The sequence below is a fragment of the Azospirillum oleiclasticum genome (genome assembly GCF_013423485.1).
Classification (GTDB): Bacteria; Pseudomonadota; Alphaproteobacteria; order Azospirillales; family Azospirillaceae; genus Azospirillum; species Azospirillum oleiclasticum.
Genome location: NZ_JABFFR010000001.1, coordinates 707,054 through 732,856, shown reverse-complemented (window position 1 = coordinate 732,856; position 25,803 = coordinate 707,054). Strand labels below are relative to the sequence as shown.

Sequence of the window (25,803 nt, the reverse complement as noted above, 5' to 3'; positions counted from 1 at the left end):
GTGCCTCACCCATAGGCAGGTTTAGATCCGTGCTCTTAACTCCATGCGTCCTCAAGCTGTTTCGATATCTCAGCCGAACGACATCCGCACTGGACAGCGACCTGCTCACCGTGCTGATCGGCTTTGAGGATAACGATTTCCTCATTGCCATCGGAGAATGTCCGGAACCGATGCCAATCCAGCAGGTCGAGTCGCAGGTTGATGAGGTGGCAATGATCCTGTGTGGGTCGCGTCCTGGCAATATCTATGACCTTCATGTCCTCTCCTCGTTATTGCTGTCGCCAGTAACGGCATCCGAGGTATTTACCTGCCGGGACAATCAGGCTGTCACCTTGGCTTCCCGCAGAGCCCTGAACACCGACGACCGGCTAATCCCGAGCCGGGTGGCGATCTCGGAAGGCAGCATGCCAGTGCGGCGGAGTTCGATGACCTCCGGGAATCGCCGCCGGGCCGTCGGGGGTCGGCCCTGGTACTTGCCCTGGTACTTGCCCTGGCCCTTGGCTGCGGCAATGCCGACCCGCTGCCGCTCCAACAGGAGCCGCCGCTCGAAGCCGGCCACTGCTGCGACTACCTCGGCGACCATCCTGCCGGTCGCCGTGGCCGTGTCGATACCCAGGTCGAGAACCCGCAGCTTCACACCCTTATGTTCCAGACGCTCAAATATTTCACAAAAATGCTTTGTGGATCGTGCGAGCCGATCCAACCGGGTAACGATCATGACGTCACCATCCCGGACGAAATCCAGGGCAGCCTCCAACTGCGGCCGTGCTCCCACTGCGGAGACCTGCTCGAAGAAAATCCGCTCGGCCCCGAGCCGCTTGAGTTGCTCTACCTGATCCTCAAATCCGGCGATCTGATCAACGGTCGAGGTTCGGGCGTATCCGACCAACATTTCCGGCCTCAGTTCCACATGGTTCCTTAAGTCAGTGAACCACGAGTTCCATAATTGTCAACTGGACCCTAGAGGAACTTTGGCTGCGAGTTCCACATGAGTAGGGCCATGTGACACCGCCCGCTATACGCGATGGGGACTAAACACCCCCACGAAACCCTGCCGAAACCTGATGTCAACTTCACGCGACGACCCCAATGGATTTATATAGCCCCTTCGATACGTGGAGGTTGACTGCCGACATGACATATGGACGATAATGCCTGGAGCATAAGACGACCGCATATTGGAGTATGTTGTGAGCCCGAGCGAAGCCAACGCCATGGAGGCTGCTGATGAACTAGTAAAACCAGATATGCAAGCCGTCCTGTCGCGGACTCACCTGTCAACTAACCTCGAAAATTTTCTTTTGCCGGTGTTTGAGGCCGTCTCAAACGCAATGCACGGTATTAAAGCCTTGTACGATGGAGAGGCGGCCCGCCTAGGTGAGATTCGAATTCGTTTCACCAGCCCGAATGATCCTTCAAAGCTGAAGATCACCGTCACGGACAATGGCATCGGCCTTGATGACGAAAATTACCGGTCATTCAAGACACCATTTTCTGGGTACAAGCTGAGCCAACACGGAAGAGGTTTTGGCCGTTTCATTGCTTTCAAAGTGTTTGCACGGTCCATTTATAGCAGCCGATACAAATTTTTCGTTGATGAAAAAATAAGGTGCTTTCGGTTTGACATTTCACGAGCCAAAGAGTTTCATCATATAGCAGTGGAGCCGGAATTTTCTCACACTGGGGTTCGCGTTGAATATGACTATCCTTTGCTGAATTGGCATGACTTGGTCAGAGAACTCCGCGTAGACAACGTAGCCGACGCGATTGGCAGTCATTTTCTCCCAAATTTTCTTTACGGGTGGCTGCCAAATATCACCATACAGTTTGATGATGAGGAGCCAACAAGCGTAACGGGACACTTCAAATCGGTTTTCGTTCAGTCGAGTGCTGGAGAAGTGGGTTGCGATATTGATGGAACCGCTGAGATTCTCCGATATTCTTTGTCCAATATAACAAAAACTAGATCGTTTAAGAATCATTGTCTTTTGTTTTCGGCGGCAGATCGAATCGTTGGTTATCCGCGGGACTTGACAAATAAGCTCGGCGAGCCTCACTTCATTGATGAAGGAAATCAAAAATACATTGTTGTGGCTGTGGTAAGCAGTCCTGCTTTCGAAGCAAGGCTGAATGATTCCCGCACCGGCTTGAATCTTTCTCCAAAGACGATAGAGAGCATCGTTACTGAGATCAGTAATATTATTCAGAACACAGAAAGTGAGCAGATTCTCAAGATAAAGTATGGCCAGTCGACAGATCTCGACGTAGCTTTGCGTGAAAATCCGATACTACGGCTTGGACTTAAAGGAAAATCCATAAAAGATTACGTCGCATCGAAGCCAAACAATTGGAAGGCGGAGCAATTCGTGTCTGATCTGGCAATCGAACGATATCGTGCGTCCGTCGACCTATCCAAAGAAATCGCACTGGCTGCCAACAGCCCTGAGAACTACAAAGAGAGAATTCAGGAACTTGCTGGGAAGCTTGATGCAACAAAAAAGAAGCTCTGGCCGAATATGTAATTCATCGAAAAAGCGTCATTGAGCTTGTAGAAGCCGCTCGAAAATTTGGAACGAACGGTGAAAGAGCACCGGAGGACGTGATACACGAACTTATATTCAGGAGATTCAATGATAGCCTAACGACCAATTATTTCCAGCATAATTTGTGGATGATTGACGACGCGATTGCGTTTCTACCGTATATTTCGAGCGACCGCACAATGCATGGCGGCGGAAGGAGGAAGGGCGATAAGATCACTGACATTGCATTCTTCGACGATAGCTTGGTCTTGGGAGATAATGATGGCACGACAATCACGATTGTAGAATTTAAAAAGCCAAGGCGAGACGACTACCAATTTGGCAATACGAAGAATGATCCCGTTCTTCAGGTAATACAAACCCTGGAGAAAGCCACGGAGAGTGGCGGCATATGCAAAACCGATGGATCGCATTTTTCTTTTGTAGGTGCAGTGAGACGTTTCGCGTTTATCATCGCTGACCACACACCGACTTTGGTTAAAGTGCTACGCATGTATGATTTCAAGAATGATTGGAACCCGAAAATTTTCTTCCGGTACCGTGACCATGAAGAGATCATGATACAAGCTTTTGGTTATGACACACTGATCGAGAACGCTAAGAAGCGAAATCAAGCATTCTTTTCTGTACTTCTGGGGGAATAAAATTAAACGACGACGGTTTTCAGAACAGCAAAATTTGGAGTAGGAGTCGCCGTTTGGTCATCACGTCGGCTCCACACGTCGCAGCGTTAGGAAATGCTCGTTCTGGTCCAGCCATGCCTTCCTGGCCTCCCAGTCCGGCAGGATGGTTCCGACCAGCCCCCAGAAGGACCGGTCATGGGTGCGGTGCCGCAGGTGGCAGAGTTCATGGACCACCGCGTATTCCAGCACCGTCCGGGGGGCGAAGACCAACTGCCAGTTCAGGTTCACGACACGGTCGATCCCGCAGCTTCCCCAGACATGCTTCTGGTCCTTGACCCGGACATCCCTGGGCGTCAGCCCGTTCGGCTCGCCGTGCCGGCGGACGAGGTCGGCGACATCCTGGCGGAGCCGCTTCCTCAGCCACAGCCGCAAGGCCGACTCGATCAGGTCGTCGTGAGAGGCGGGAGCCAGGGACCGCGGGCAACCCACCAGGAAACCGTTGCGGTAGGCGACACTCACCAGCGTGTCGTCGCTCGGCTCCACCCGCAGCCGCATGAGCCGGCCGCGGTAGGGGATCTTGGCCCCACTGACGAACCTCCGGACGGCGTTGGAGCGGGCCATCCGCTCGGCCATGTGGCGGGTCTGCTCGTACAGCCATGCCCGGCGGCGATGGAGCACGCCGGCAATCTCATCCTCGGTGGCGGCGGAGGGCACGACCACCTCGACGCTGTCCGGCGTGACGGTGATGCGTGCCCGCGTCGCCGCGTCGGAGCGACGCAGGACATAGGGGATCTCGACGCTGCCGACCGTCAGCATGGGCATGGGATCAGACCTTGGCGAACTGCTTGAGGGCGAACTCCTCGACCTGCTCGGAGACCTCCTTGAGGTTCCCCAGGCCGAATTCGTGGGCCAAACCGCGGACCTGCTGCCGCAGCGACCGCCGCAGCCCCTCCTTCTCCTGCCACAGCCGCGGGGCGGTCGCATCATCCTCGTAGAGGGTGGCGATCCGCTCCGCCAGCCCGTCCGCTCCTTCACCGGCGTCGAAGGCCAGGAGGACCTGGAGGATGCCGTAGGCCCCCTGCGACATCCCGGCGTCCTCATGGGCGGTCGCCTCGGCCTCCAGGTCCTTGGCGAGGTCCTCCGCCATCTTCAGGGTGTCGGCCCAGGAAAGCTGGGCACCCTCCAACTTCTCCAGCAACTCCCGAAGCCGGTCGGAGAATTTGCCGTACTGGTGGGCGTTCTGGCCCAGCCGCTCGTAGACGACCTTGCGGAGTTCGGTGGTCTTGCGGATCGCCGCGGTCTTGAGGTCGTCCTCGGTCTTGCCCTCGACCTTGAAATCCTCCCAGAACTCCGGGTCGGTGATGTGGCGGAGCTTCACCGTCACGCTCAGCCCGGTGGCGTCGAGGTGGCGTTCCAGCATGTCGCGGATCTTGCGACTGTATGACCGCTGGTCGAACGCCTCCCGCTTCTCGATGACCTGGGTGGCGTACTGGAGGAACAGGGCCACCCATTTCAGGTCGGCGGTGAACTCCAGCACGCAAGGGTCCGGGCTAACGGCCTCGTACAGGCCGATGAACTCGCGGGCCTTGTTGCGGAACTCAATCCACTGGGTCTCGTCGGGTTTCAGCCGGGCGACAAGCTGGTCGAACTCGGCCTTCAGGCTGTCCTTGCCCGGCCGCCCACCGGCCCGCTTCACCCCCTTCATCATGTGGAGCACGGCGGCGTGGGCGGCTCGAAGCTGGTTGCGGAGGTCGTCCAGGTCCCGCATGGCGTTGCGGACATCGTCGGCCCGGTAGGAGGCCAGAGCCCTGTCCAGATGGGCCGACACGCCGATATAATCGACGATCAGCCCGTTCCGTTTGCGGGCATCGGCGACCCGGTTGGTGCGGGCGATGGCCTGGAGCAAGCCGTGCTCCTTCAGCGGCTTGTCGAGATACATGACGGATTCGGCGGGGGCGTCGAACCCGGTCAGCAGCTTGTCGCAGACGATCAGGAAGTCCGGCCGGACGCCCTTCCTGCCGAACGCCTTCTTCACAGCGATCTCGGCCTTGTCGTCCAGATAGTGGGCCACAAGGTCGTCGCGGATCGATTGGGTGTATGCGTCCTCGCTCGGCTTCCCGTCCTCCTGCGATGACGAGTAGACGCAGGCGGACATGTCCGCCGCCATCGCCTGGGCCTCCGCGGCGGACATGCCCCCGGCCGCCAGATCTTCATCGGCCAAATCAGCGGCGATGACGGCATCCAAGGCCCGTTTGTAGAGGATGACCGCCTCGCGGTCGAAAGCGACGACCTGGGCCTTGAAGCCGTCGGGGCGGGCGTATTCCTTGAAGTGGGCCCAGATGTCGTAGGCGATCAGGGCGATCCGCTTCGGGTGCTTGACCAGATCGGCGACCGTCACGCCCCGCTTCTTCAGTTCGGCCAGCTTGTCGTCCGGCAGGTCGGCGAACCACTGGTCGAACAGGATGTCGATCTTGGCCTCGTCGATGTGCCAGTCGGTCTTGCGGCCGGTGTAGTAGATCGGCACCGTCGCCCCGTCGGCCACAGCGTCGTCGATGCCGTACTTGTCGAGATAGCCTTCCCCGACCACGCCGAAGTTGGCGTAGGTATCCCGCTTGTCCGCATCTTTCTTGATCGGCGTGCCGGTGAAGCCGAAGAAGCGGGCGTCGGGCAGAGTCTTCCGCAGGAACACCCCGAGGCCCTTTTCCTGGGTGCGGTGGGCCTCGTCCACCATGACGATCCAATTGGCGGAGTTCGTAACCGGCTCGTCAGCCCCCTGGAACTTGAAGATGGTCGAGAGAGCCATCAACCCGTCGGTACGGCCGTCCATCAACGTCCGCAGATCGCGGATGCTCTCGACCGGCGTCGGGTTCGGCAGGCCGCAGGCGGTGAAGGTGCCGCTGATCTGGGTGTGAAGGTCCACCCGGTCGGTCAGCACCAGGATGTTGGGGTTGGTCAGTTCGGGCGACTCCACCGTCCGGTGGGTCTTCAGCTTCAGGGCGGCGAAGGCCATGGTCAGCGACTTGCCCGACCCCTGGGTGTGCCAGACCAGCCCCTGGCGGTGCCGGTTCTCCACCACCCTCTCGACGATCTTGTTGACCGCCCGGAACTGCTGGTAACGGCACATCTTTTTGACGACGCCCTCCTCGGTCTTCTCGAACACCACGAAGTGGGCGATCAGGTCGAGCAGGCGGGGCGGTTCCAGCAGGCACCACAGCCCCTTGGACAATTCGTCGGTGAAGTCGGACGCCAAACGGGGCCACGGGTCCCGCCACGCCGCGAAGAACTTCGAGGGGCTGCCGGTGGAGCCGTAGAGGCAGTTGGTGCCGTCGGTGACGATGTTGAAGACGTTGGACAGGAACAGCCGGGGGATGTCCCGCTCATACTGCCGGATCTGGTCGAACGCCTCGCCGGTCTTGTCCTTGTGGTTGATCGGGCTCTTGCACTCGATCACCACCACCGGGATGCCGTTCAGGTGGACCACCACGTCGGGAATCCGGGTCCGTTCGGCCTTGACGCGGAACTGGTGGGTGACGGTCAGCCGGTTGTTGGCCGGGTCGGCGAAATCGACCACCCGCAGGGTCCGCCGCGTCGCCTCCCCCTGCACCGGCCGGCTGAAGTCGCCGCGGAGGATCGCCAGCCACCGTTCGTTGTCGGTGACCGACAGGAGGTCGGCGTAGGCGGCCTGGGCGTCGGCCAGGGAGACGCCGTTGATCCGCTGGATGGCCTCGACAAGGCGGGGGCGGAACAGCACCTGATTCTCGCCGTCCCGCAGGGCGGCGTGCTCCTCCGGCGGGACGAAGCGGTAGCCCATGGCCTCAAGGCAGGCGATGGCGGGTTGCTCGGCGAGGTGCCATTCCATGCCCTGGGCCACGCTGCGTCTCCTTGCTCTGGTGTCCTACTCGGCGGCTAATTTGTTGATGAACACCCGCTTCCGACCAGTTAGGAGGTCAGGCATAAGAGCGGCCCTCATTGCTTCCAGGCGGATCAAGTAGTCCATAGACAAGCGTTCCGTTTCGAACATAGCGTCAAGGTGACGCACAATCTCCTCCTGCTCTGCTTGCGGAGGTACAGCAACCATCTGCTCCGTGATTTCTGATTTATGAACATGAAGCAGGCTCGCTTTGAAGCCATGAGCCTTTGCTTCAATGCGAGCAGTGACGAGCATCATTGCAAAATACAGCCAAAATTTGTTAACTTCAGAATGGGGGTGCACCTTGAAGATATGCTGATTGAGGACGCCACGAGGGCCGTCCCAAAGACGAGGACCAAAAGATACTCCACGGACTCCTGCCCAAGAAAAAAGGAGATCGCCGGGTTCAACTATCCATTTGTCCTTTGGATTTCCTGAGAAGTAGTTGAAATCACGAGATCCGTTCAAGTTTTGTATTCGGATAATTGGCAGACCGCGGTCCGTCCAATCTGATGGGCGAAATCCATTTCCATTTGTGAGTCTGCACAAATCCTTTATCGACTTCAATTTCCACGACTTTGGAACGCTCCCAATTTTTGTGCTTTTGAACTGAGTGTGCCCGATCCCATTGGACAGAAGACTTTCTACGGTGCTCTTCTTGACCTTGCGGGCCTGTTCAACGAACAACTTTGCGGACGCGATTGCCTCATCCACACTGGACAGGATCTCGACAATGCGGTGTTGCTCCAAGAGTGGAGGGATGGCAATGGACAGCTTGAGAAAATCTTTCGGACTGAGACGTGCTCGAGACGTCGTTCCTCGACAAAGCTGAACAGCCTTTTCTCGAAATTCGTCAATTTTCATGTAATACCGAGCGTACTCCGATATAATAGTTCTACTTTTTATTGTAAACGTCGGATATTCGCTCGTTGCGTAAAGTCCGTCATGCTCCTTCGGCACAACCGCAAAAGCAGATTTCGAAACCCACATTTTATTGTAGGTAATCTGCCCTGCCTTCACTTGATTCAGGCTGCTGGTGGCGAGTTTTTTTCCCTCCATCTCGGCGTGGAGATGTGTTCCGTTTCCATACCACCGAACTCCCATCAAACTATAGACGGTACTAGGGATAACCGGGACCTGATCATTGTCGTTCCGACATAGTTCACCTAGCTTGGCTTCTGTCCAGCCTTCAGGAAGCTCACGGGACATACCCAAGACCCTTCAAAAGCTTGAGCATTTTTGCCTCGGCGGCGTCCCGCTGCTCCCGCAGGTCCAGAAGCTTCTGGACCTCCTCGGCAACGTCCAGGTCCTCCTCCTCCTCGGTCAGGTGGACATAGCGGCTGATGTTAAGGTTGTGGTCGTTGCCGGCGATCTCCGCCATCGGCACCACGCGGGCCAACCGGTCCACGTCGGCGTAGTCGTGATACGCTTCAGCGAGTGTGGCGACGTTGGCGTCGGACAGGTGATTCTGGGCCTTGCCCTCGATGAACTGCTCGGCCCCGTTGACGAACAGCACCTTTCCCCGGCGGTCCTTCGGCTTGGATTTGCGGACGATCAGGATGCAAGCGGGAATCCCGGCCCCGTAGAACAGGTTGGGGGCGAGGCCGATGACCGCCTCGATCATGTCGTCCTTCAACAGGCCCTCGCGGATGCGGCCCTCGGACCCGCCGCGGAACAGGATGCCGTGGGGCAGGACCACACCCAGCATGCCGTCCTGCTTCAGACTGGCGACCATGTGCTGGACGAAGGCGAGGTCGGCGTAGGATCTGGGCGGGCAGCCGTAGCGGTCGCGGCCGAACTTGTCCCCCGTGCTCCAGACCTCATGACCCCAGGCTTTCAGGGAGAAGGGCGGGTTCGCCAACACCCGGTCGAAGGTGCGGATGGCCTTGGTGCTGCCGCCGGTCAGATGTTTCGGGTCGAGCAGCGTGTCGCCGCGAGCGATGTCAGCGTCGTCGATGTCGTGCAGGAACAGGTTCATCTGGGCGATGGCCCAGGTGTTCAGGTTCTTCTCCTGCCCGCACAGGGTCAGGCTGCGGGCGTTTTTGCCCTGCCGCTCCAGATGGTGGAAGGCTTCCAGCAGCATGCCGCCCGATCCGCAGGTCGGGTCGTAGATCGACATGCCCTCCTCGGGTCGCAGGCACTCCACCAGCAGCCGCACCACCATCTTCGGCGTGTAGAATTCGCCGCCCTTCTTGCCGGAATCGTCGGCGAACCGCTCGATCAGGTATTCGTACGCCTGCCCCAAAACGTCCGGCTCCACGTCGGCGTTGCGGAGGCGATGCTTCTCGAAATGCTGGAGCAGCTTCTCAAGCGATGCGTCGGGGAACCGTTCCTTGTTGTTGAAGTCCACGTCCTGGAAGACGCCTCGCAGGCGGTGATTGGCGTCTTCGACGGCGTGGAACGCGGCGTTCAGTTGTTCGCCGATGTTGGTCGTGTGCGTCCGCACATCCTTCCAGAACCGTCCCTCGGGGATGTGGAAGCGGTGCTCGTCCGGGTCGGCGGCCAGAGCGGCGTCGCCGTATTTGGCCAGCCGCTCTTCGTACTCCTCCTCCCACACGTCGCAGAGCCGCTTGTAGAACAGCAACCCAAAGATGTAGTGCTTGTAGTCCGACGAATCGATGGAACCCCGGAGAATATCGGCGGCCTTCCACAGATGGGATTCAAGCTGGTCCAGGGTCAGAACGGCCATCGCAAGCCCAACGTCTCTTCAAAAGTGTGCAACGCGGCGGCACTCTATCAGACCGGGTGCGGCAGGCAACGGCGTTGACCGGAGGCGGGGCTGCGGCAGGGCGGTCGGCTCACTCCTCCTCGTCGAAATCCTCGTCGAGGTCCGGGTACTGGGGCGGGGCCTTGCCGACCGACGCGACCACCCTGGGATAGCGTTTGCGTGGCTCCCGCTCGCCGAGGGCCAGAACCTCGACCCGGAACCGCCACTCGTCCCCATAGTCGAACACGAACGTCATCGCCTTCCCGACCTTCGGGAACGCCTGGGCCACCGTCGTCTTCTTGACGCTGAGGGAGTCGCCGCCCTCGCCCATGTCGGCCCCCATATCGGCGAAGAGTTCGTAGCGGGGCTTGGCGTCGTAGATGTGGCCGGTGAGCTTGGGGAAGAACCCGAAGGCGTGGTCCAGGTCGAAGGCGTAGGCCCGGACGATGGCCTCGGCGAGGTCGTAGAGGGAGCGGTCGCTCGGGATCTCGATGTCCCGGTAGAGCTTGGGCCGAAGAGCGGCCCGGACGATGTGGATGGCGGCTTCGGCCATGACGTTGCTCTCCTGTCGGTGCGGCGGCCCGCCGCGTCACGCCTGCGGCAGACTCTCCCGGATGTCGGGAACGCCGGCCAGGAAGATGGCGTCGGGCTGGTGATTGACGTAGGCGAGGAAGATGTACTCGTTCCAGTGATTGGCGGTCGGGCCGAATTTCAGTAGGGTGTCGGCGTCCACGGCCTTCCGGCCGCCGGCCGCGGTCATTCGGGCGACCTCGCGGCCGATGTAGTCCAGGAACCGCTGCTCCTTCCCGTCCAGCACCACGTAAGGCGTGGTGATGACCACATGGTGGCCGATGTTCGGGACCGGCGGCGGCAGCAGGCGGGTGTACCAGAGTTGGCCGGCTTCTCCCGCATACCCCGTCGCCGAATGGCATCGCAGGATCTGCCCGGTCACGATGTCCTTCAACAGTACCAGCGGGCCGTCCAGGCCCATGTGGACGTAGAACCCCATGCGGGACTCCTGCATCGGCTGGACGATGTCGGCGATCCACGCCGGCATGCCGGTGGTCTCCGCCACCCGCAGGATGCAGGTCCCCATGGTTTCCCGGCTGGCCCCGAACTGGAGGTCGAAGAAGGCCCACATGTTGAAATAGCTCGCCGTCAGCGGGCTGATCGGCGGCCCGTCCGGCACGTACTCATCCTCCGCCTTCGCCACCGCCTTGGCGTACCCCTTCGCCTCGGGCATGGCGGAGATCGCCTCGGCGAACATCGACGCCAGCGTCAGCCCCTGGGCGTAGAAGGCGAAGGCGGGGTCGTAACCCTGCTCGACAAGGTCCTTGAAGCGGCTGCCGTCAAGGCCCGCCTCAACGGCACGCTCCCGGCTCGCCCGAAACGCGGACAGGTCGATGACGTTCGACCGGATCTGGGTCGCCACCTTCCGGGCGATCTTGTCGGCGACGCTTCCCATCTGGGCTCCTGCTGTGGGTTTGGCCCACGCCTCAGTGCGTGTGGACGTGGTGGGCGTCGGGGAAGTGGGCGTGCCGGTGCCGTAGTCGTCCGTGACGATGCTTGTGGGTGTGCGGCTCGGTTACCGGGCCGTCGTAATGGTGCCGGTGGTGCTCGTCATGGACGTGCGGGTGATCGTGTTCGATCTCGTCGTGGACATGCTCATGGTCGTGGTCCTCGGTCAGGTGGAGCCAGACGCCAAGCCCCATCAGAACCGCCGCCGCGGCCAGCCCGACCGTTACAGGCTCTCCGAAGATCGCCAGGGAGGCGATGCCTCCGACGAAGGGAGCCGTCGAGAAATAGGCCCCGGTGCGGGCGGTGCCAATGTGCCGCAGGGCGATCACGAACAGCACGAGGCTGACGCCGTAGCCCAGCAGCCCGACCAGCATCGCCGCCGCTGCGGTTGGCACGGCGGGCAGGCCATCGCCAAGGGCTGAGGCGATGCCGACATTGACGCTGCCGGCAACCAACCCCTTGATGGTGGCGATGTCCACAGGATCTGCCAGCGAGACCTTGCGGGTCAGGTTGTTGTCCACCGCCCACATCAGGCAGGCGGCGACGACCGCGGCCGGCCCCCAACCACCGACAATGTCCACCGTTCCGCCCCAGGACAGCACCACTGCTCCCGCCACGATGGCGACCATTCCGGCAACGAGCCGCCGGTCGAAGCCTTCCTGGAAGACGAACCACGCCAGCAAAGCGGTAAACACCCCTTCCAGATTGAGCAGGAGCGAGGTGGTCGATGCCGATGTCGCCGTCAGGCCGAACATCAGCAGCACCGGCCCGGCGACACCACCGGCAAATACAGCGGCCAGCAACCAGAACCACTCGATGCCGTGGATGCTCCGCTCGTTCCGCTCCTGCGAGGCCGACAGCCCACGGGCCAGCCGAACCAACCCCAGGCCGATCCCGGAGCCGAGATACAGCAGGCCCGCCAGCATCCAGGGCGACAGGTCGTGGACCAAGAGCTTCGCCAGCGGCGTGCTGATGCCGAAGAGCACCGCGGCCAGAATGGCCATCGCCGAACCTGCTTGTGCCATAGGAACTTCGCCTGTCCGGTAGCTGGAAACGTCCGCCCGACTGAACCTGATGGAGATGCCCAACGCTGTCCAGCCCATCGATTGCCTACAAAATCCGGATTTGAAGGCAACTGGAGTGGCGGGCTCTCCGAGAAAGTCGGCCAGGGATGAATGACCCAGGACCAAGGCCGTCCGGGTGGATCAGGAGGAGTCGGATCAATCGGGGATGACCCTGGAGGAACTGGCGGATCGATTCGGCCAGAGCCTCCAGAGCGTATTGGCCATCGAGAATGCCAAGAACATCGTGGCTTTGGCCTCCACGGCAACCCTGGTCGAACACTCCGAGCGATTGGCCAGGAATCGGCAACCCCGAGAGGGGTGACACAACCCAGAGCAACAATCTGTCGGAACCGATCCATCCTGAAACTTAATGCTTGCATGATATCACAATCGCAATTCATAAAGTTTAGATGATGCCCGGTGGTTCCCTCGGGGTACCGAGCATCGTCCCACCCCAATGGAGTTCCCGATGCTCGAAGCGTTTCTCCTGACCCCGCTGTTGCTCGCTGCCGAGCCGGTTCGGCTCGATCTCGGGGAGCCCCGGTATTCCCATCAGACCCAGCAGAATGTCTGGAACTCCGGGGAGTTCCAGACGGCGGCCCAGAAGACCTTCAATGCCACCCAGACCTTTGACACAAAGGGCAAACCCAAGGACCGCGATAGCGACTGACGCGGCTGGGGCCGCCGAGCGGCCCCATTCTTCCGAGGTGTTCGATGATTCTCTTCATCACCACATCATACGACGCCACAGTCGATCTCCTGATCGACCACCTGGAAGACGGCCAGGGGTTCCGGCTCAACTACGACCTGTGGCAGGACTACAGCTTGGAATTTACGGCTCGGGGGTGGCGGGCTTGTGATCCCGTGGGACGCTCGATCACATCAGAAACCGTCACGGGTTGTTTCTGGTGGAAGGCGTTCCATGACCTGTTGTCGGGGACCGACCAATACGTCGTCGATGAGATCAAGTACCACCTCAGGGAGGTTTATGGGTGGTGTTTGGTTCGGGGGCTGACCGCAGGAAACCCGCCGGACTTCCACAACCGCATGGGCAAGCTGAACATCCTCCAGGTGGCGTCGAGGTATTTCCCAGTCCCACAGACTGTCTCGGGATGGAATCTCGCGGAGTTGGCGTTGGCCAGCCCGGTGGCGAAATCCCTGTCATCGACGCCAACGGAGGCCGGCCGGGTCATGTATGCCCAGGCCGTTCAGGCAGATCGGCTCGACCTCCAGTTCCCTTGGACCCTTCAGGAGCGGGTCGATGCCGAATTCGACGTGACCGTGTTCTTGTGCGGGGTCGAGCTATTCGCATTCCGGCGGTCCCGGCGGCATCTCCAAGGCCTGGACTGGCGTGTGGAGGTCTTCAACGATGCCGTGCCGTGGGTGCGGTTCGATTTGTCGGGGGCCGATTCCGAGGCACTCCTGGGCCTTTCTCGGGAACTGGGTGTCCGGTTCGGCCGCTATGATTTCCTGATGGGGGAAACCGGCTTGTCGTTTCTGGAATTCAACGCCAACGGCCAGTGGGGATTTCTAGATCCCGGAGGCGAGATCGGGCTGGCTCGCAAAGTCTTGAGTCTGATTAGGGCCGGATGAGAAAGATCTCCTGCCATCATCGCGAAATAGATCGATTTTGGGACCGGGTGGTCTTGACAGCTTTGCGATCCGTGAGATCGTGGACGGCATGAAGAAGGTCGCGATCTACGCCCGCGTGTCCACCGACCGGCACCAGACGGTCGAGAACCAGCTTCGCCAACTCCAGGCGGTCGGCGAGCGGCTGGGCTGGGTGGTGGTCGCGGTCCACACCGACGCCGGCATTTCAGGGGCCAAGGGGCGGGACGCGAGACCCGGCTTCGATGCCCTCCTGCGGGGCATCGCTCGCCGGGAGTTCGACATGGTGGCGGCGTGGTCGGTGGACCGGCTGGGCCGCTCCCTCCAGGACCTCGTCGGCTTCCTCGGCGACATCCAGGCCCGCGGGATCGACATCTACCTGCACCAGCAGGGCATCGATACCTCGACGCCGAGCGGGAGGATGATGTTCCAGATGCTCGGGGTGTTCGCGGAGTTCGAGCGGAGCATGATCCGGGAGCGGGTCATGGCCGGCCTCAACCGGGCTCGGGCGAAGGGCATCCGGATCGGCCGGCCGCCGATGGAGCCGAAGCTGGTCCGGCAGATCCAGGAGGCCCTGGCCGCCGGCACCGGCGTCCGGGCGGTCGCCCGGCAGACCGGGGCCAGTCCCACAACGGTGTCCCGGATCCGGCAGGACATGCTGCCCGAGCAGCCGGTCGCCGCCGGCTGAGCCCGGCGAGGGGCAGTCGGGGCTGCCCAGGCGGTAAATACCGGGACGCCACCTGGGCGTCATGGCAGCAAGGAACCCCTGATGAAGATGACCGATCTGTTCTGGAACCGCAGCCGGCGGTCCAACCGGCACCACGCCCACACCGTCGCCCTGATGCTGGACAGCCTGGATTGGGCTCGGTTCCGGTCCTTCGCCGAGGGCCACGCCGACGTGGTGATCCTCAACGCCAACCTGGATGCCGACCGGGTCGCCGTCCAGGTCGGCTGCCGGTCGGCCGAGGTCGCCCGCCGGCTGGAGGACGCCTGGGGCTGAGGCGAGGGGCAGGAGGCGTGTCGTCGCGTGAGGACACGGGAGCCTCCACGTCTAATACACGCCTTGCCCTAGACGGAGTCCAGTTCCTACACCTGACCCTACACCGCTGAATCCCTTATATCTCCTTATTTTTTCCTGTTTGGTGTAGGAATGTAGGAATGCAGGAAGAAGTCTGAGCCTTAGACTTCTTCCAGGCCAACCTGAAGCCGGACTTCTGGTTTGGCTCCTACACTTCCTGCATCCTACACCACCCGCGTTTTCAATCTGCCTCAGCCGGCAAGATCCGATACTTCACCCCTCGCTTGTCCCGCACCCGCTCGACCCGCGTCCCGGCTAAGGCCGCCAGCCGCGACATTTCAATGCCGAAGTTCCGCAGGTTGGTCGGCCGGCCTGGATTGACCTCCCGGTCGAACTCGGTGAACACTCGGAACATTTCATCGGCCGCCTGCCACTCACCGATCTGCTTGTTCGGATGGAACTGCCGGTCAACAGCGACCAGCCACTCCTCCACCGAACTCATAACCCGGTGGCTTTCCTGCTCGGCCGCGATGGCGTCCCGCATCGCGTCCAGCGGACTCGGGCCATAGGCGTCAACCGATGCCCAGAGCAGCCCCCACTGGATGTCGTTCACCACCTCCCAGTCCAGCCGGTCCTTGACAGTGATCGCGTAGAAACGCCGTGTTCCCGTCGTGTCTTGGATCGAGTGCCCGAGTGGCTGGTTGGAGCAACCAATGAACGATGCCAAATTCCTCACGGTCTTCGTCACGTTCGTATGCAGCGGGCGATAAGTGATCGACTCGGCGGTGATCTTCCGTTTGGTGACCTCAATGTCGGTGCGAGATGCGTAGGACATCTCATCAAGGAAGTGCACTGGGATATTGGCCAGAACCTCACTGTGGCGGTCGTCGGCCAGCTTAGCGAAGTCGCTGTCGATCCAGGCGTCGCCCAAGGGGGAAAGGAACCGTTTCACCATCTCGGTTTTGCCGCCCCCCTGACGCCCAATCAAGACGGGCATCATGTGGCCGCCCACCGGCAGGGTCCGGATCTTCCGCCCAACCAGCCAGATCAAATGGCTCAGCACTGCTCCAGCAAGGATGTGGTCCTTCTCATAGTCCAACAGAATGGCTCGAAGGAACCGATCCCATTCCTGCTCGGCAGCTTCCTGCCTTTCCACGTCAGCAAGGCCGCAGCCAACCGCATCGCAGAGCCAGAACAAGATCTCGCTTCGATGCCGGGTGAGCCATTCGCTCCAGGCTCGGTCGATACCAGCATCGGTGAATGACAGGCCGTGATCCTCACGGAACATCTTCATCCGGGCCAGAACGCGGTGCTCATCAATTTCCTTCGGGCTCCAGATCTCGGCAAACCGGTTCATGTACTCCTCTTCCTCACTAAACTCTTGGATTGGCATCACACGGCCGTCGTCGTCCGTATAGGAGGACCGCTTCGTAATTTTCACACTGTTCCGCAGGGTGGGCTTCAAACCAAACCGCTCCGCATAGGCTCGGATGAACTCCATCAGGTTGGTCGGATAGGTCCCGAGGGCTTCAGTGACCTTCGCCCGAGTGATCTTCCGCTTCACCAGTGCAACGTTGAGGCCGACCTCCTGCCGCAGGAAATCCGCAACGGCGTCGATATCGTCGGGGCCGAGGTCTTGGACTGGCAGTCGCCGCAGGACCGTTTCAGCGAAGCTATGAGGGTCCTTTCGATCCCGCTGGGTCATATCCAGTCGGGCCTCTTCTAAAATAGCCGGAACGTTTGTCCGGTCATTGCCATTAATCATCTTATCCATTGTGCTTCCTTGTCTTCGGACGGCCGGGCGGCCGCGTTGGAAGCATTCTGAAAAAATTTCACGCCCAGCGTCAAAATAGCGATTTTCCCTGAAATTTGGATTTTTGACTTGGTGTCCACGAGCCCGGTACCATGTCCGGGGCACCGGTATTCAGGCAGGCCCACAGGCGTGTTCGCTGCGTGCTCTCGACGCCTGCTGTCCGGTGGCAGACAATGTCACCGGACAGACCTGACCCGGTATCCACATGATCCTCCTCGGCTCCACCATTACTTGTGTTCCCATTGATTCGGCTGGGAAATCCGCCCCGAACAGGGCGTCGGACCCGGTGTGTGCCACAGCCCTGTCGCACACGACGTCGGCCGAATCGCCTTCATCCCCTTCAAAATCCGCCGTTTCAGCCCGTCCGGGGTGTCGCACTTCCCTGTCACCCAAGCGGCGTCCCATGGGGCTGTGGCTGCGGGGAGCCGTGTGGCAGTTCCGAACCCGCGTCCCGGCCGACCTCCAGGCGGTTCTGGGTCGGACGCACGTCAATCGCTCCCTCAGGACCAGCAGCTACCCCGACGCCATCCGGGTGGCCCGGAGGGTGAGCGTCGAGATCGAGGACATGTTCGAGGCGGCCCGCGGGGGCATCGGAAGAGATCCGGCCCACGCCGCGTGCGACAGGGCCTGCCGACCGCCCCCCGCCCCCTCGGTGACGGCCAACACCGTCCTGCCCGATCCCACTGGCCCAGCTATCCACATCGACCTGGACCTGCTGGCCAGCCGCATCGCCGAAAAACTCCAGGCCGCTCAGCGGGTCGCCGGGCAGTAACCGGCTCGATCAGGCGGCTAAGGGCCGCCGTCTTCTTGCGTTACGCGGGGTTCTCTGCCTTTTCCGAAGCCAACGTCGTCGGGTTTCTGCTTCTGGCTCCCACCGGCTCGCCGGATGGCGTTGGCCAGCATTTCCCATTGGGAGTCCGGCAGCCGGGACAAGCCGTCGGTCAAGGCTTCCCGCCACTTCGGCCCCCTCGACCACGCCTCGATCCAGGCGTCGGCAAGATCATGGTGATGCCTGCGGGCCATGGCTTCGATCAGAATCCCGGCTTGGGCCACGTCCTTGTCGGCTTTCAACCGGCCGTTCGGGTCGGCTCGCCGCCGTGCCGAGACGATCAGCTTATGCACGGCATACCGCTCCGGTGCCGGCACCCGGACCGGCACACCGCCAGCGTGAAGCAGAACCGACCGGACCGGGGTGTGGATCAGAAAGTCGAGGAACCGCAGGGGCTGGGCGGCGGCCCCGCCCAGGGCCGGCATGGCGGCGGGCTTGCCCTGATACTCATCCTTGCTGGTGTTGGGCACCAGGAATTCCACCAGGAAGCCTTTGCGGTTCCGGAACGCCGTGGCCTGCCGGGTGTCGGCCTGATGCGGCACCTCCTGGAAGCTCGCATCCACCTTCCGGAGCACGTCGAGAATGGGCGGCAGGCTGTCCTCGACGGAAATGGACACCGAGTGGAACTGGGCGATGTCCATGTCGCCGGTGCGGAGATGGGCTGCGGGCAGCCGGACCCCCAACAGCCCGGCGTAGCACTGGAACGCCAGCGTGCCGACCAGCACGCCACGCAGCCGGAACACGCCAGCCTGCCACAGGGCCTCGGCAAGGTCGCCGGTGAAGGCGTCCGGCGACGGCAGCCCGGCGGCTTTCAGAGCCGACACCATCCGCCGCCGTTCGGTGAAGTCCGCCTTCAGGTCACGGAACCGCTCGATGCGGGCGGCGATCTCCGGGTCCTCGGCGGGGCCGACGTAGCGGCTGTATCTGTGGCCGTCCTCATACCCCTGGAAGTACCAGTATCCCCGCCCCTTCCGCTCCTTCTTGGAGAAGCTGCCGGTGGCGGGAAATGCCGCGTCGAACTCGGCGTCCAGGCACCGCTGCTCCAGGTCGGCGAACATGGTCTGCATGGCCAGCCCGAGTTCCCGCACAAGCCCCTCCACTCCGGTTGCCTTCAAATCTTGATTTTACAGACAACCGACGGGCTGGACAATGTCGGGCGTCGCCATCAGGGTCGGTCGAGCGGTACCATCACGACGGCCCGATGACCGAACCGGACATCCACCGGCATCACCATCGGTGTCCGCTGCACCGTCAAGCCCACCTCCCCGATGTCATCGTCACGGAGGAACCGCAGAACGGCAGCCCGTTGAGCGTCCAGGCACAGACCGCTGCGACCTTGGTCCCGCGTGCTCACCCGGTAATACGCCACAAATCGCATGTTACAACTCTTTGAACCGTCGTTCGCTGAAGTTGAACATCCCACGGTTCGAAGATCTGTCAATCAAGGAGCAAGGGCCAAGCGGATCGCTTGGAGGGCCAATTCCCGTTTGAGCGGCTGGTCATGTTCGGCGTGGGATGCCCGTCCCGGTTCGCCATGGCACCAGTTGGGTACGATGCCCCCCTGTGCCTTGAAGTGCACGACGTGAATGAACGCCACAGTTCCGTCGGTGTAGGAGACGGCGTTGAGCTTCCGAACCCCTGGTCGGACACCGGCAATGGCTCGAAGGCAGCCGTCCACGTAGTCCACGTCGTTGCCGTATATGACGACCATCTTCAGCCTCGGCGGAAGGCAAGCAAGGTACCGCCGGGTGCAGTTGGAGATAACGTGGCCGATGGCACCTTCGCGAAGGCAGGAGCCCATGATGTCGCTCCCCGACATCACCCAACGACCACTCCTGCGATCCAGTTTCGACACCGAACACCGCACCAAAGACCCGAAAGCGATGTCGCCGTCGCGGTCGGCAATCAGTTCGTCGATAGACCGGTCGCTCGGCATCAGGCCGAGCGTGCCCAGGACGCTGGCGACGGCGTGCCGGCCGCCTCGGAAGGCCACTTCGGCATGGGGGCGGTTCAGGATACCGTCGTTCTGCGTGCCGCCCTTGCTGAAGCCGAGCACGAGCACACGAGGGTTCTGGCCACCCCAGGCCATGGGATTGTTGGTCAGCCGCCAGCCCGAGCCTTCCACCACTGAGACACCCCATTCTGCGGTGCCGCCGGGAAAGCAATCGGTACAGGCAACGCGGCCATGGGACGGCAACAGGCCGGAGGCCGGCGGCTTGAGGTCGGGGGGCAGTGACATGGCCATCGACGAGGTCGTCTTCACCCCACTCGTTGGCGAAGTTCGTGATGCCTTGGGTTCGGCAGATACCGCACCGGGGGCGTCGGTCATGATCTCGCTCGCGGCGATAAGGTTGACCTGCCCGGTTTCTTCGCCACGCATGCGGCAGAGATAACCCCGCCTGATGTAGGCGACGAGGTCCTCCTCGCTTACCACAGGGATCTGGTGTTCGGCGTGGTGCTTGACCTTGCCGAGTGTGGGATCGGCTACACGGAAATATCCGTCACGGTGCTGGTGCGGGACGAATCGCTCAAAGGTCCGGGGATGGAGACGCCAGATCTTTATCTTCGGTTCCAATTTAGCCTCTAGCGTTCGGCAATCCCGAGATATTCAAGGAACCGTCTACCCTGAGCCGTGAGTTCGTAAGAAACACGCCCCGTGTTGTAATCTTCGCTCTTAACGTCGAGCAAACCAAACGAACTGAGATGCCGCTCAAAGGCATCCTTGAGTTCTGCCTTCCCCCTATCCTTGTTGTTGGGACCGATCTCTCGACTGAATGGCCCCAGTACATCTCTGTGCTTTTTGTAGAATGCGACAGTCGATTCTTCACCAATTAGGCGGTATTTCAACTGATAGCTGCTTAGAATGATAATTTGTGCATCATCCAATTGATTTAGTATTCGGAGGCCATGGCGAGATTCCTGCCTTTCAGTCCCATTCGAATCCATTCCTTTGGAGACCAACTCCGCAATGTATTGCTTCCTTTCGTCTGAATATGCTCTAGCTGATTGCCACATTCCCTCTTCGAACACGTCGAGCCCATCAGCGGTTCTGAGCGAGTCGTTGAGCGTTTGTTCGTCCAGACGGCTTTGAAGATGGATCAGGTACGCTTCGATACGTTCCAGACGAACGTTCGGAATGGTCTCGCTCAAAGCCACTTGAATGAGCGGACCGACGCACGGCACGGCTCCAGCAAGCGTGGTGAGCGTGCGAGCAACGACATCTGATCGTGCCTCTCCCAGCGGCGGAGGATCTTGTTCAGGCATCTGGCTTCCCCTCCAACCCGAGTTGTTTCTCCCATCCGGAGCATACTTTGTTGCTTCCTCGTCGCCAAGTTCATGATGTTTACTGTCGCAACCGTCTGGCTCAGTGATGCTGGGCTGTCGCCCCACTGTTTGCCAAGCAGTTGGCCCTCAATAGCTCACGAATCTTTGACCATCTCCGACCACTTTCGGCTGTCCGAACGGCGTTCCCCACAACCGCTTGTCAACAAGCTCTCGGTCAGATCAGCGAGCAGCCGGCAGGTCGCCACCTCGAAATCCTCGCGGCGGCTGATCGGTTCGGCCAGCGTCAGCCGGGTGGACCATGCCGGCGGGAGCAGCGATTCGACCAACGCCCATTCCGCGTCCGTCAGGTCGCTCGGGTAACGAAGGTGATCGCGGTTGTACAGGGGGCGGTTCTCGGGTGTCCACATCGCGGTGGTCCAAACGGTGACCTCGCAGAGGGAATCACAGCCGTGTCAATGACTTCAACCCATTTCCCATCCCCTTGATCCGATTCATACCCTTCCCGGACGGACACTGAGATCAACGCCCTCTGCCCCGCCGCATCAATCCCTCCTGTTCCACGACCTTCAGCACCTTTGAATAGACCCGCTGCTGGATCTCAATCGTGTGCCCCATCCAACCGGCCAGTACAGCCGGGACCTGTCCCCTCAGGAGTTCTTGCGTCGCTCTGGTGTGCCGGAGCGAATACAATCGCCGCCGGTTCCCTTCTGCGTCATAATACAGTCCTTCCTTCAGGAGGAAGTACCGGAACCGCTCCGAGAGCCGTTTGACATCCGGAAATATCTGGCCAGTACGCCGGCCGTGGTGTGCCGCCATCCGTTCCACAATGGTTCGGACCACCGGCAGCACCGGAATGACGCGGTTCTTCCCCTTACCCCGGAGACGAAGCCTCACGCTCGGAGCCCCGCCGCGGGGCTTGTGAGGGATCACGTCTTCAAACCGCAAGTTACCGGCCTCGGTCGGTCGGCAACCGGTATGGTAAAGGAACAGAACCAGATTGCGAAGTACCGGGTCTTCGTGCCGGAGGGCATTCCGCAACCTTCGCATTTCTTCCGGTTCGAACCAGCTACTCTCGACCGTCACAGGATCAGCGTGCTTGACCGGAGCAACCAGAGGGATCTTCCGGTAGCCCCTTTCCATCCCGAACCTTGCCCAGTCCCTGAGGGTCGCCACGTCGGTGGCGACCGTGGACGGCTTTGCCCCCGATTTGAGACGCTCCCGCTGGAACTTCGCCGCGTCCTCAGTCGTCAAACTGGACAGGTGCCGATGCCCCAGCAGCGGCAAGATGTGGTTGACCGAGATGCTGCGGTGCCGGCGGATGCGGTTGTGCTCGAACTCCTTCTTGATCACCCGCTCCCGTTGCCAACGGATGAAAGCATCTAGCAAGTCTTTCATCAGTGGCTCCCCCAAGGGTTCCTCCCGGATGACCCGCCTGATAGCATCCCGGTACTTTTCTCGAGCCAATTCAATGGCCTTCTGGAGATCAGAAGTCTTTAGCGAGGTGGGCCGAGGGCACTCCACACCTTCGAGCATTAGCTCAATGTAATAATTTTTACTATCCCTCCTTTTGACTAGGCGGGCCTGTATCCCCTCCAGGGAAACCAGTTCCTCGTAGTAACCGAACCTCGCCAGGACCCGCACGTACCCCGGTCCATACTCCCGCCGAGTCCGGATCTCGATCTCATCGCTCATCACAACCTCTCACAGCCTGATCTGTGATTTCATAGAAAAGCATCAGATAGATCAGCCGGTTAGGCAAGTCAGCCGATGGGCCGAGGGCCGGATCACAGATCCTGGCTGTACGGCGTTGTGGCTAAATCCGACAGTTGGTTCTGATCACAGCCCGGTACTGCCGATGCGAAAGACCATCCTAAATCAATGAGTTGCTTCTTCGACCAGCGTCCGGGCGTGATCAAACAACAGTTTACGCTCGGGTGCCCGCGTGTACATCATGTGGCCGCCGTCCTGCACCGTCACCCGCACGCGGTCGCGGGTGCCGGGGGCAAGCTCCAGGTTGGTGGCGAGCCAGCGCGACGCCATGTAGGGCGTGACCAGATCGGTGCGCCCGTGCGCGATCAGCACCCGCATCCCCGGCGCCAGCGCCAGCACCCGCTGCAGCTCGTCCCGCGCGCTCGGCAGCGTCATGCGCGGCCATTCCCAGCCACGGTTGACCCGCTCGCTGAGCAGGCGGAAGGGCACATCCGTCTTCACCCCCAGCTCCCGCTGCACATAGCCCGCATAGGCGGTGGCGTAGGTGGGCTTGGTCCCGTCGAGAAAAGGATCGGACTGCACCCGCGCGGCCGAGGGATCGGGATCGATGCCGGTGAAGGTGGCGTCGTAGACGCTGACGATCCGACCGGCGCCGCGCAGGATCTCGCGCGCGAAGACACCGGCGGAAATGCGGCCGCGATGGCGTTCCACCAGCTCCGCCGGCAGACCGGTCATGCCGGCGAGCGCGCCGAACAGGTCCCGCGACGCCGCGATGTTCCCCGGATCGATCCCGGCCAGCCCCGGCAGGAAGGGGCCGAGCGCAAAGCGTTCCGCAGCAGCCGCGGCTTCCGCCGGCGTGCCCGGCGCCTTGCCGAGTGCGGCGGCGGCGGCGGCGAAGGACGGCAGGCGGAAAGCCCAGGGCAGCAGCATGGCGTCGCTGTCGCGGATGGTGGCGAAGTCCACCACCGGCGACACCATGATCAGCCCGTTGACCGACACCCCCGGTCCGTCGAACAGCGCGTCCGCCATCCGGGCGATGCGGTAGCCGCCGTAGCTTTCCCCGACGAGGAACTTCAGCGAGTCCCACCGGCCGTTGCGCACCAGCCAGAGGCGGACGATCTCCGCCATGGAGCGGGCGTCCGCGTCGGGGTTCCAGAAGCGCTTCTCCGCCTCCTCCTCCCCCTTGACCGCGCGGCTGTAGCCGGTGCCGACCGGGTCGATGAAGACGAGGTCGGTGAAGGCCAGCCAGCTGTCGGGGTTGTCCACCACCGGCGACGGCGGGCGCGGCAGCGATCCGTCCTCGTTGAAGGCCACCACCTTCGGCCCCAGCGCGCCCAGATGCAGGTAGGCCGAGGAGGCACCGGGGCCGCCGTTGAACACGAAGGCCACAGGCCGGCGGGCCGGCTCGGCCCCGTCCTGCGTGTAGGCGATGGTGAAGACGCGGGCCGCCACCTCCTCCTTTGCCCCCTCGCGCAGCGGCAGGAACTCCGCCGTGGCGGTGTAGGCGAGCGCGCCGGACGGCAGGTCGAGCCGGTGGCTGGTGGTCGTGCGCTGGGCGTCGAAAGGTTCCGGCCGCTCCGCCCGTGGGCCGTCGCCACGGTCCTGGGTCGCCTGGGCCTGGGCATGGGCGGGCGTTGCGGCGGGCGGCATGGCGGACAGCAGCCCCGCCGACAGAAGCGCCGCGCAGGCCGCTCGGAAAATCGCTTGGCTCATGGATAATCCCTGTTTGTGGAACCGGGCCGATGGCAGCATGTAGTCGGCGGCACGGGCGGGCGGCAAGCCTGCCGCCCTCACCATGCACCAGGATCGGGGAGAGATTATGGACGCCATCGACCGGACGGCCGCTGTGGGTGGGTCCCGCGTGGACGCGGTTCGCGGGCGCATCCTGTCCTTCACCCGCAGGCCGGAGGGGCCGGGAGACCACGCCGGCCTGCTGCACATCCAGGACGGCGCTGTGCGCATCGTCGACGGCCGCATCGCCGCGGTGGGCGAGGCTTCGACGATCCTCCCGACCCTGCCGCCGGGCGCCGTGATCGATCATCACCCGGACGCCATCGTCACCGCCGGCTTCATCGACACCCACATCCATTTCCCGCAGACGCAGGTGATCGCGTCCTACGGCACGCAGCTTCTCGACTGGCTGGAGCGCTACACCTTTGTGGAGGAGCAACGCTTCGCCGACGCCGGCCACGCCGCCCGCACCGCGCGCTTCTTCCTGGACGAGCTGCTGCGCAATGGCACCACGACGGCGGTCGTCTACGGCTCCGTCCACCCCGGCTCCGCCGACGCGCTGTTCGCGGAGGCCGAGCGACGCGGGGCCGGCATGATCGCCGGCAAGGTGATGATGGACCGCCACGCGCCCGACGCCCTGCGCGACCGGGCGGACACCGCCTATGCCGACAGCAAGGCGCTGATCGAACGCTGGCACGGGCGCGGGCGGCAGCGCTACGCCGTCACCCCGCGCTTTGCCATCACCTCGACCGAGGCGCAGTTGGAGGCGGCCGGCGCGCTGCTGCGCGAGCATCCCGGCGTCCACATGCAGACCCACCTGTCCGAGAACCCGGACGAGATCGCCACGGTGCGCCGGCTGTTCCCGGATGACGCCAGCTACACCGCGGTCTACGACCGGTTCGGCCTGCTGGGTCCGCGATCGTTGTTCGGTCACTGCATCCACCTCGACGAGGCGGAAATGCGGCTCTTGTCGGAGTCAGGCTCGGTCGCCTCCCTCTGCCCGACCTCCAACCTGTTCATGGGCAGCGGCCTGTTCGACCTGGAGCGGCTGGAGGACCCGGCGCGTCCGGTGCGCACGGCGCTCGCCACCGACGTCGGTGGCGGCACCAGCTACTCCATGCTGCGCACGGCGGCGGAGGCCTACAAGGTGATTCAGCTCCGCGGCCGCAACCTGCCGGCGCTGCGCGCCCTGCACTGGCTGACGCTGGGCAACGCCGAGGCACTGGGGCTGGCGGACGAGATCGGCAGTTTGGCCCCCGGCCGCTACGCCGACCTCGTGGTGCTGGACGCCCGCGCCACCCCGGCCATGGCACACCGCATGGAGACCATCGGCGACCGGCTGGAGGACGAGCTGTTCGTCCTCCTCACCCTCGGCGACGACCGCGCGGTCGCGGCGACCTATCTGCAAGGAACGCGCGCCCACTCACGGGGCGGGTGACGCGGG

23 protein-coding genes and 1 pseudogene are annotated in these 25,803 nt (G+C 61.9%); 9 read left to right on the top strand and 15 right to left on the bottom strand.

The window, feature by feature from the left end; translation table 11 throughout:
* Positions 1–319: 319 nt before the first annotated feature.
* Entirely contained in the window at positions 320–892 is a 573-nt protein-coding gene (locus HL658_RS03500; RefSeq protein ID WP_180280478.1) for a recombinase family protein, read from the bottom strand.
* 298 nt (positions 893–1,190) lie between these two features.
* Here HL658_RS03500 and HL658_RS03495 point away from each other — a divergent pair, with 298 nt between their 5' ends.
* Both HL658_RS03495 and HL658_RS03490 read left to right on the top strand, forming a co-directional pair.
* On the top strand, positions 1,191–2,522 hold the full coding sequence (locus tag HL658_RS03495; RefSeq protein WP_180280477.1) for an ATP-binding protein: 1,332 nt from the start codon (positions 1,191–1,193) through the stop codon (positions 2,520–2,522).
* A gap of 149 nt (positions 2,523–2,671) precedes the next feature.
* The gene (locus HL658_RS03490) at positions 2,672–3,187 is read left to right on the top strand and encodes a hypothetical protein (protein ID WP_180280476.1); all 516 of its coding nucleotides are present in this window, start codon (positions 2,672–2,674) and stop codon (positions 3,185–3,187) included.
* Between the two features lie 60 nt (positions 3,188–3,247).
* Here HL658_RS03490 and HL658_RS03485 read toward each other — a convergent pair whose 3' ends face one another.
* The 7 genes from HL658_RS03485 to HL658_RS03455 all read right to left on the bottom strand — a co-directional run bounded on the left by HL658_RS03485 (position 3,248) and on the right by HL658_RS03455 (position 12,305).
* Entirely contained in the window at positions 3,248–3,988 is a 741-nt protein-coding gene (locus HL658_RS03485; protein ID WP_180280475.1) for a M48 family metallopeptidase, read from the bottom strand.
* A 4-nt stretch (positions 3,989–3,992) separates the two neighbouring features.
* Positions 3,993–7,037 carry an HsdR family type I site-specific deoxyribonuclease gene (locus HL658_RS03480; protein ID WP_180280474.1) on the bottom strand — a complete coding sequence of 1,015 codons (3,045 nt, stop codon included), beginning with the start codon at positions 7,035–7,037 and terminating at the stop codon, positions 3,993–3,995.
* A gap of 24 nt (positions 7,038–7,061) precedes the next feature.
* Entirely contained in the window at positions 7,062–8,285 is a 1,224-nt protein-coding gene (locus HL658_RS03475) for a restriction endonuclease subunit S (protein ID WP_180280473.1), read from the bottom strand.
* Positions 8,275–9,765: a type I restriction-modification system subunit M gene (locus HL658_RS03470; RefSeq protein WP_180280472.1), complete on the bottom strand. Its 1,491-nt coding sequence runs from the start codon at positions 9,763–9,765 to the stop codon at positions 8,275–8,277. The genes HL658_RS03475 and HL658_RS03470 overlap by 11 nt, the downstream gene beginning before the upstream one ends.
* A gap of 109 nt (positions 9,766–9,874) precedes the next feature.
* Positions 9,875–10,336: an IS1096 element passenger TnpR family protein gene (locus tag HL658_RS03465; RefSeq protein WP_180280471.1), complete on the bottom strand. Its 462-nt coding sequence runs from the start codon at positions 10,334–10,336 to the stop codon at positions 9,875–9,877.
* 36 nt (positions 10,337–10,372) lie between these two features.
* A complete protein-coding gene (locus tag HL658_RS03460; protein WP_180280470.1) occupies positions 10,373–11,248 on the bottom strand; it encodes a hypothetical protein in 876 nt (291 codons plus the stop codon).
* A gap of 31 nt (positions 11,249–11,279) precedes the next feature.
* The gene (locus HL658_RS03455) at positions 11,280–12,305 is read right to left on the bottom strand and encodes a DMT family transporter (RefSeq protein ID WP_425485313.1); all 1,026 of its coding nucleotides are present in this window, start codon (positions 12,303–12,305) and stop codon (positions 11,280–11,282) included.
* 226 nt (positions 12,306–12,531) lie between these two features.
* Between HL658_RS03455 and HL658_RS03450 the strand changes: the two genes are divergently transcribed.
* The 5 genes from HL658_RS03450 to HL658_RS03430 all read left to right on the top strand — a co-directional run bounded on the left by HL658_RS03450 (position 12,532) and on the right by HL658_RS03430 (position 14,973).
* Positions 12,532–12,687, top strand: a complete 156-nt coding sequence (locus HL658_RS03450) for a hypothetical protein (RefSeq protein ID WP_180280468.1) — start codon at positions 12,532–12,534, stop codon at positions 12,685–12,687.
* A gap of 147 nt (positions 12,688–12,834) precedes the next feature.
* Positions 12,835–13,035 (top strand): hypothetical protein, encoded by a 201-nt coding sequence (locus HL658_RS03445; RefSeq protein ID WP_180280467.1) that lies wholly within the window; start codon positions 12,835–12,837, stop codon positions 13,033–13,035.
* Positions 13,036–13,079: 44 nt separating this feature from the next.
* Positions 13,080–13,958 carry an MvdC/MvdD family ATP grasp protein gene (locus HL658_RS03440; RefSeq protein ID WP_180280466.1) on the top strand — a complete coding sequence of 293 codons (879 nt, stop codon included), beginning with the start codon at positions 13,080–13,082 and terminating at the stop codon, positions 13,956–13,958.
* A gap of 88 nt (positions 13,959–14,046) precedes the next feature.
* Positions 14,047–14,661 carry a recombinase family protein gene (locus HL658_RS03435; RefSeq protein ID WP_180280465.1) on the top strand — a complete coding sequence of 205 codons (615 nt, stop codon included), beginning with the start codon at positions 14,047–14,049 and terminating at the stop codon, positions 14,659–14,661.
* Between the two features lie 81 nt (positions 14,662–14,742).
* Positions 14,743–14,973: a hypothetical protein gene (locus tag HL658_RS03430; protein ID WP_180280464.1), complete on the top strand. Its 231-nt coding sequence runs from the start codon at positions 14,743–14,745 to the stop codon at positions 14,971–14,973.
* A 259-nt stretch (positions 14,974–15,232) separates the two neighbouring features.
* On the opposite strand, the gene HL658_RS03425 is transcribed toward HL658_RS03430, so the two are convergent.
* On the bottom strand, positions 15,233–16,765 hold the full coding sequence (locus HL658_RS03425) for a VapE domain-containing protein (RefSeq protein ID WP_180280463.1): 1,533 nt from the start codon (positions 16,763–16,765) through the stop codon (positions 15,233–15,235).
* 244 nt (positions 16,766–17,009) lie between these two features.
* On the opposite strand from HL658_RS03425, the gene HL658_RS37940 reads away from it, so the two are divergent.
* On the top strand, positions 17,010–17,576 hold the full coding sequence (locus HL658_RS37940; protein WP_343054991.1) for a DUF6538 domain-containing protein: 567 nt from the start codon (positions 17,010–17,012) through the stop codon (positions 17,574–17,576).
* Positions 17,577–17,593: 17 nt separating this feature from the next.
* On the opposite strand, the gene HL658_RS03415 is transcribed toward HL658_RS37940, so the two are convergent.
* The 6 genes and pseudogenes from HL658_RS03415 to HL658_RS03390 form a co-directional block, all read right to left on the bottom strand.
* Positions 17,594–18,733: a nucleotidyltransferase family protein gene (locus tag HL658_RS03415; protein ID WP_211109641.1), complete on the bottom strand. Its 1,140-nt coding sequence runs from the start codon at positions 18,731–18,733 to the stop codon at positions 17,594–17,596.
* Between the two features lie 341 nt (positions 18,734–19,074).
* Positions 19,075–20,208, bottom strand: a complete 1,134-nt coding sequence (locus HL658_RS03410) for a hypothetical protein (RefSeq protein ID WP_180280461.1) — start codon at positions 20,206–20,208, stop codon at positions 19,075–19,077.
* A gap of 8 nt (positions 20,209–20,216) precedes the next feature.
* Positions 20,217–20,897, bottom strand: coding sequence for a hypothetical protein (locus HL658_RS03405; protein ID WP_180280460.1), 681 nt, complete (start codon positions 20,895–20,897; stop codon positions 20,217–20,219).
* A gap of 323 nt (positions 20,898–21,220) precedes the next feature.
* A pseudogene (locus tag HL658_RS03400) lies at positions 21,221–21,325 on the bottom strand (transposase); the annotation flags it as partial.
* A gap of 112 nt (positions 21,326–21,437) precedes the next feature.
* Positions 21,438–22,610, bottom strand: coding sequence for a tyrosine-type recombinase/integrase (locus tag HL658_RS03395; RefSeq protein WP_180280459.1), 1,173 nt, complete (start codon positions 22,608–22,610; stop codon positions 21,438–21,440).
* Between the two features lie 183 nt (positions 22,611–22,793).
* Positions 22,794–24,341, bottom strand: a complete 1,548-nt coding sequence (locus HL658_RS03390) for a S10 family peptidase (protein WP_180280458.1) — start codon at positions 24,339–24,341, stop codon at positions 22,794–22,796.
* A gap of 106 nt (positions 24,342–24,447) precedes the next feature.
* Here HL658_RS03390 and guaD point away from each other — a divergent pair, with 106 nt between their 5' ends.
* Positions 24,448–25,797 carry a guanine deaminase gene (guaD, locus tag HL658_RS03385; RefSeq protein WP_180280457.1) on the top strand — a complete coding sequence of 450 codons (1,350 nt, stop codon included), beginning with the start codon at positions 24,448–24,450 and terminating at the stop codon, positions 25,795–25,797.
* The last annotated feature ends 6 nt before the right edge of the window (positions 25,798–25,803 follow it).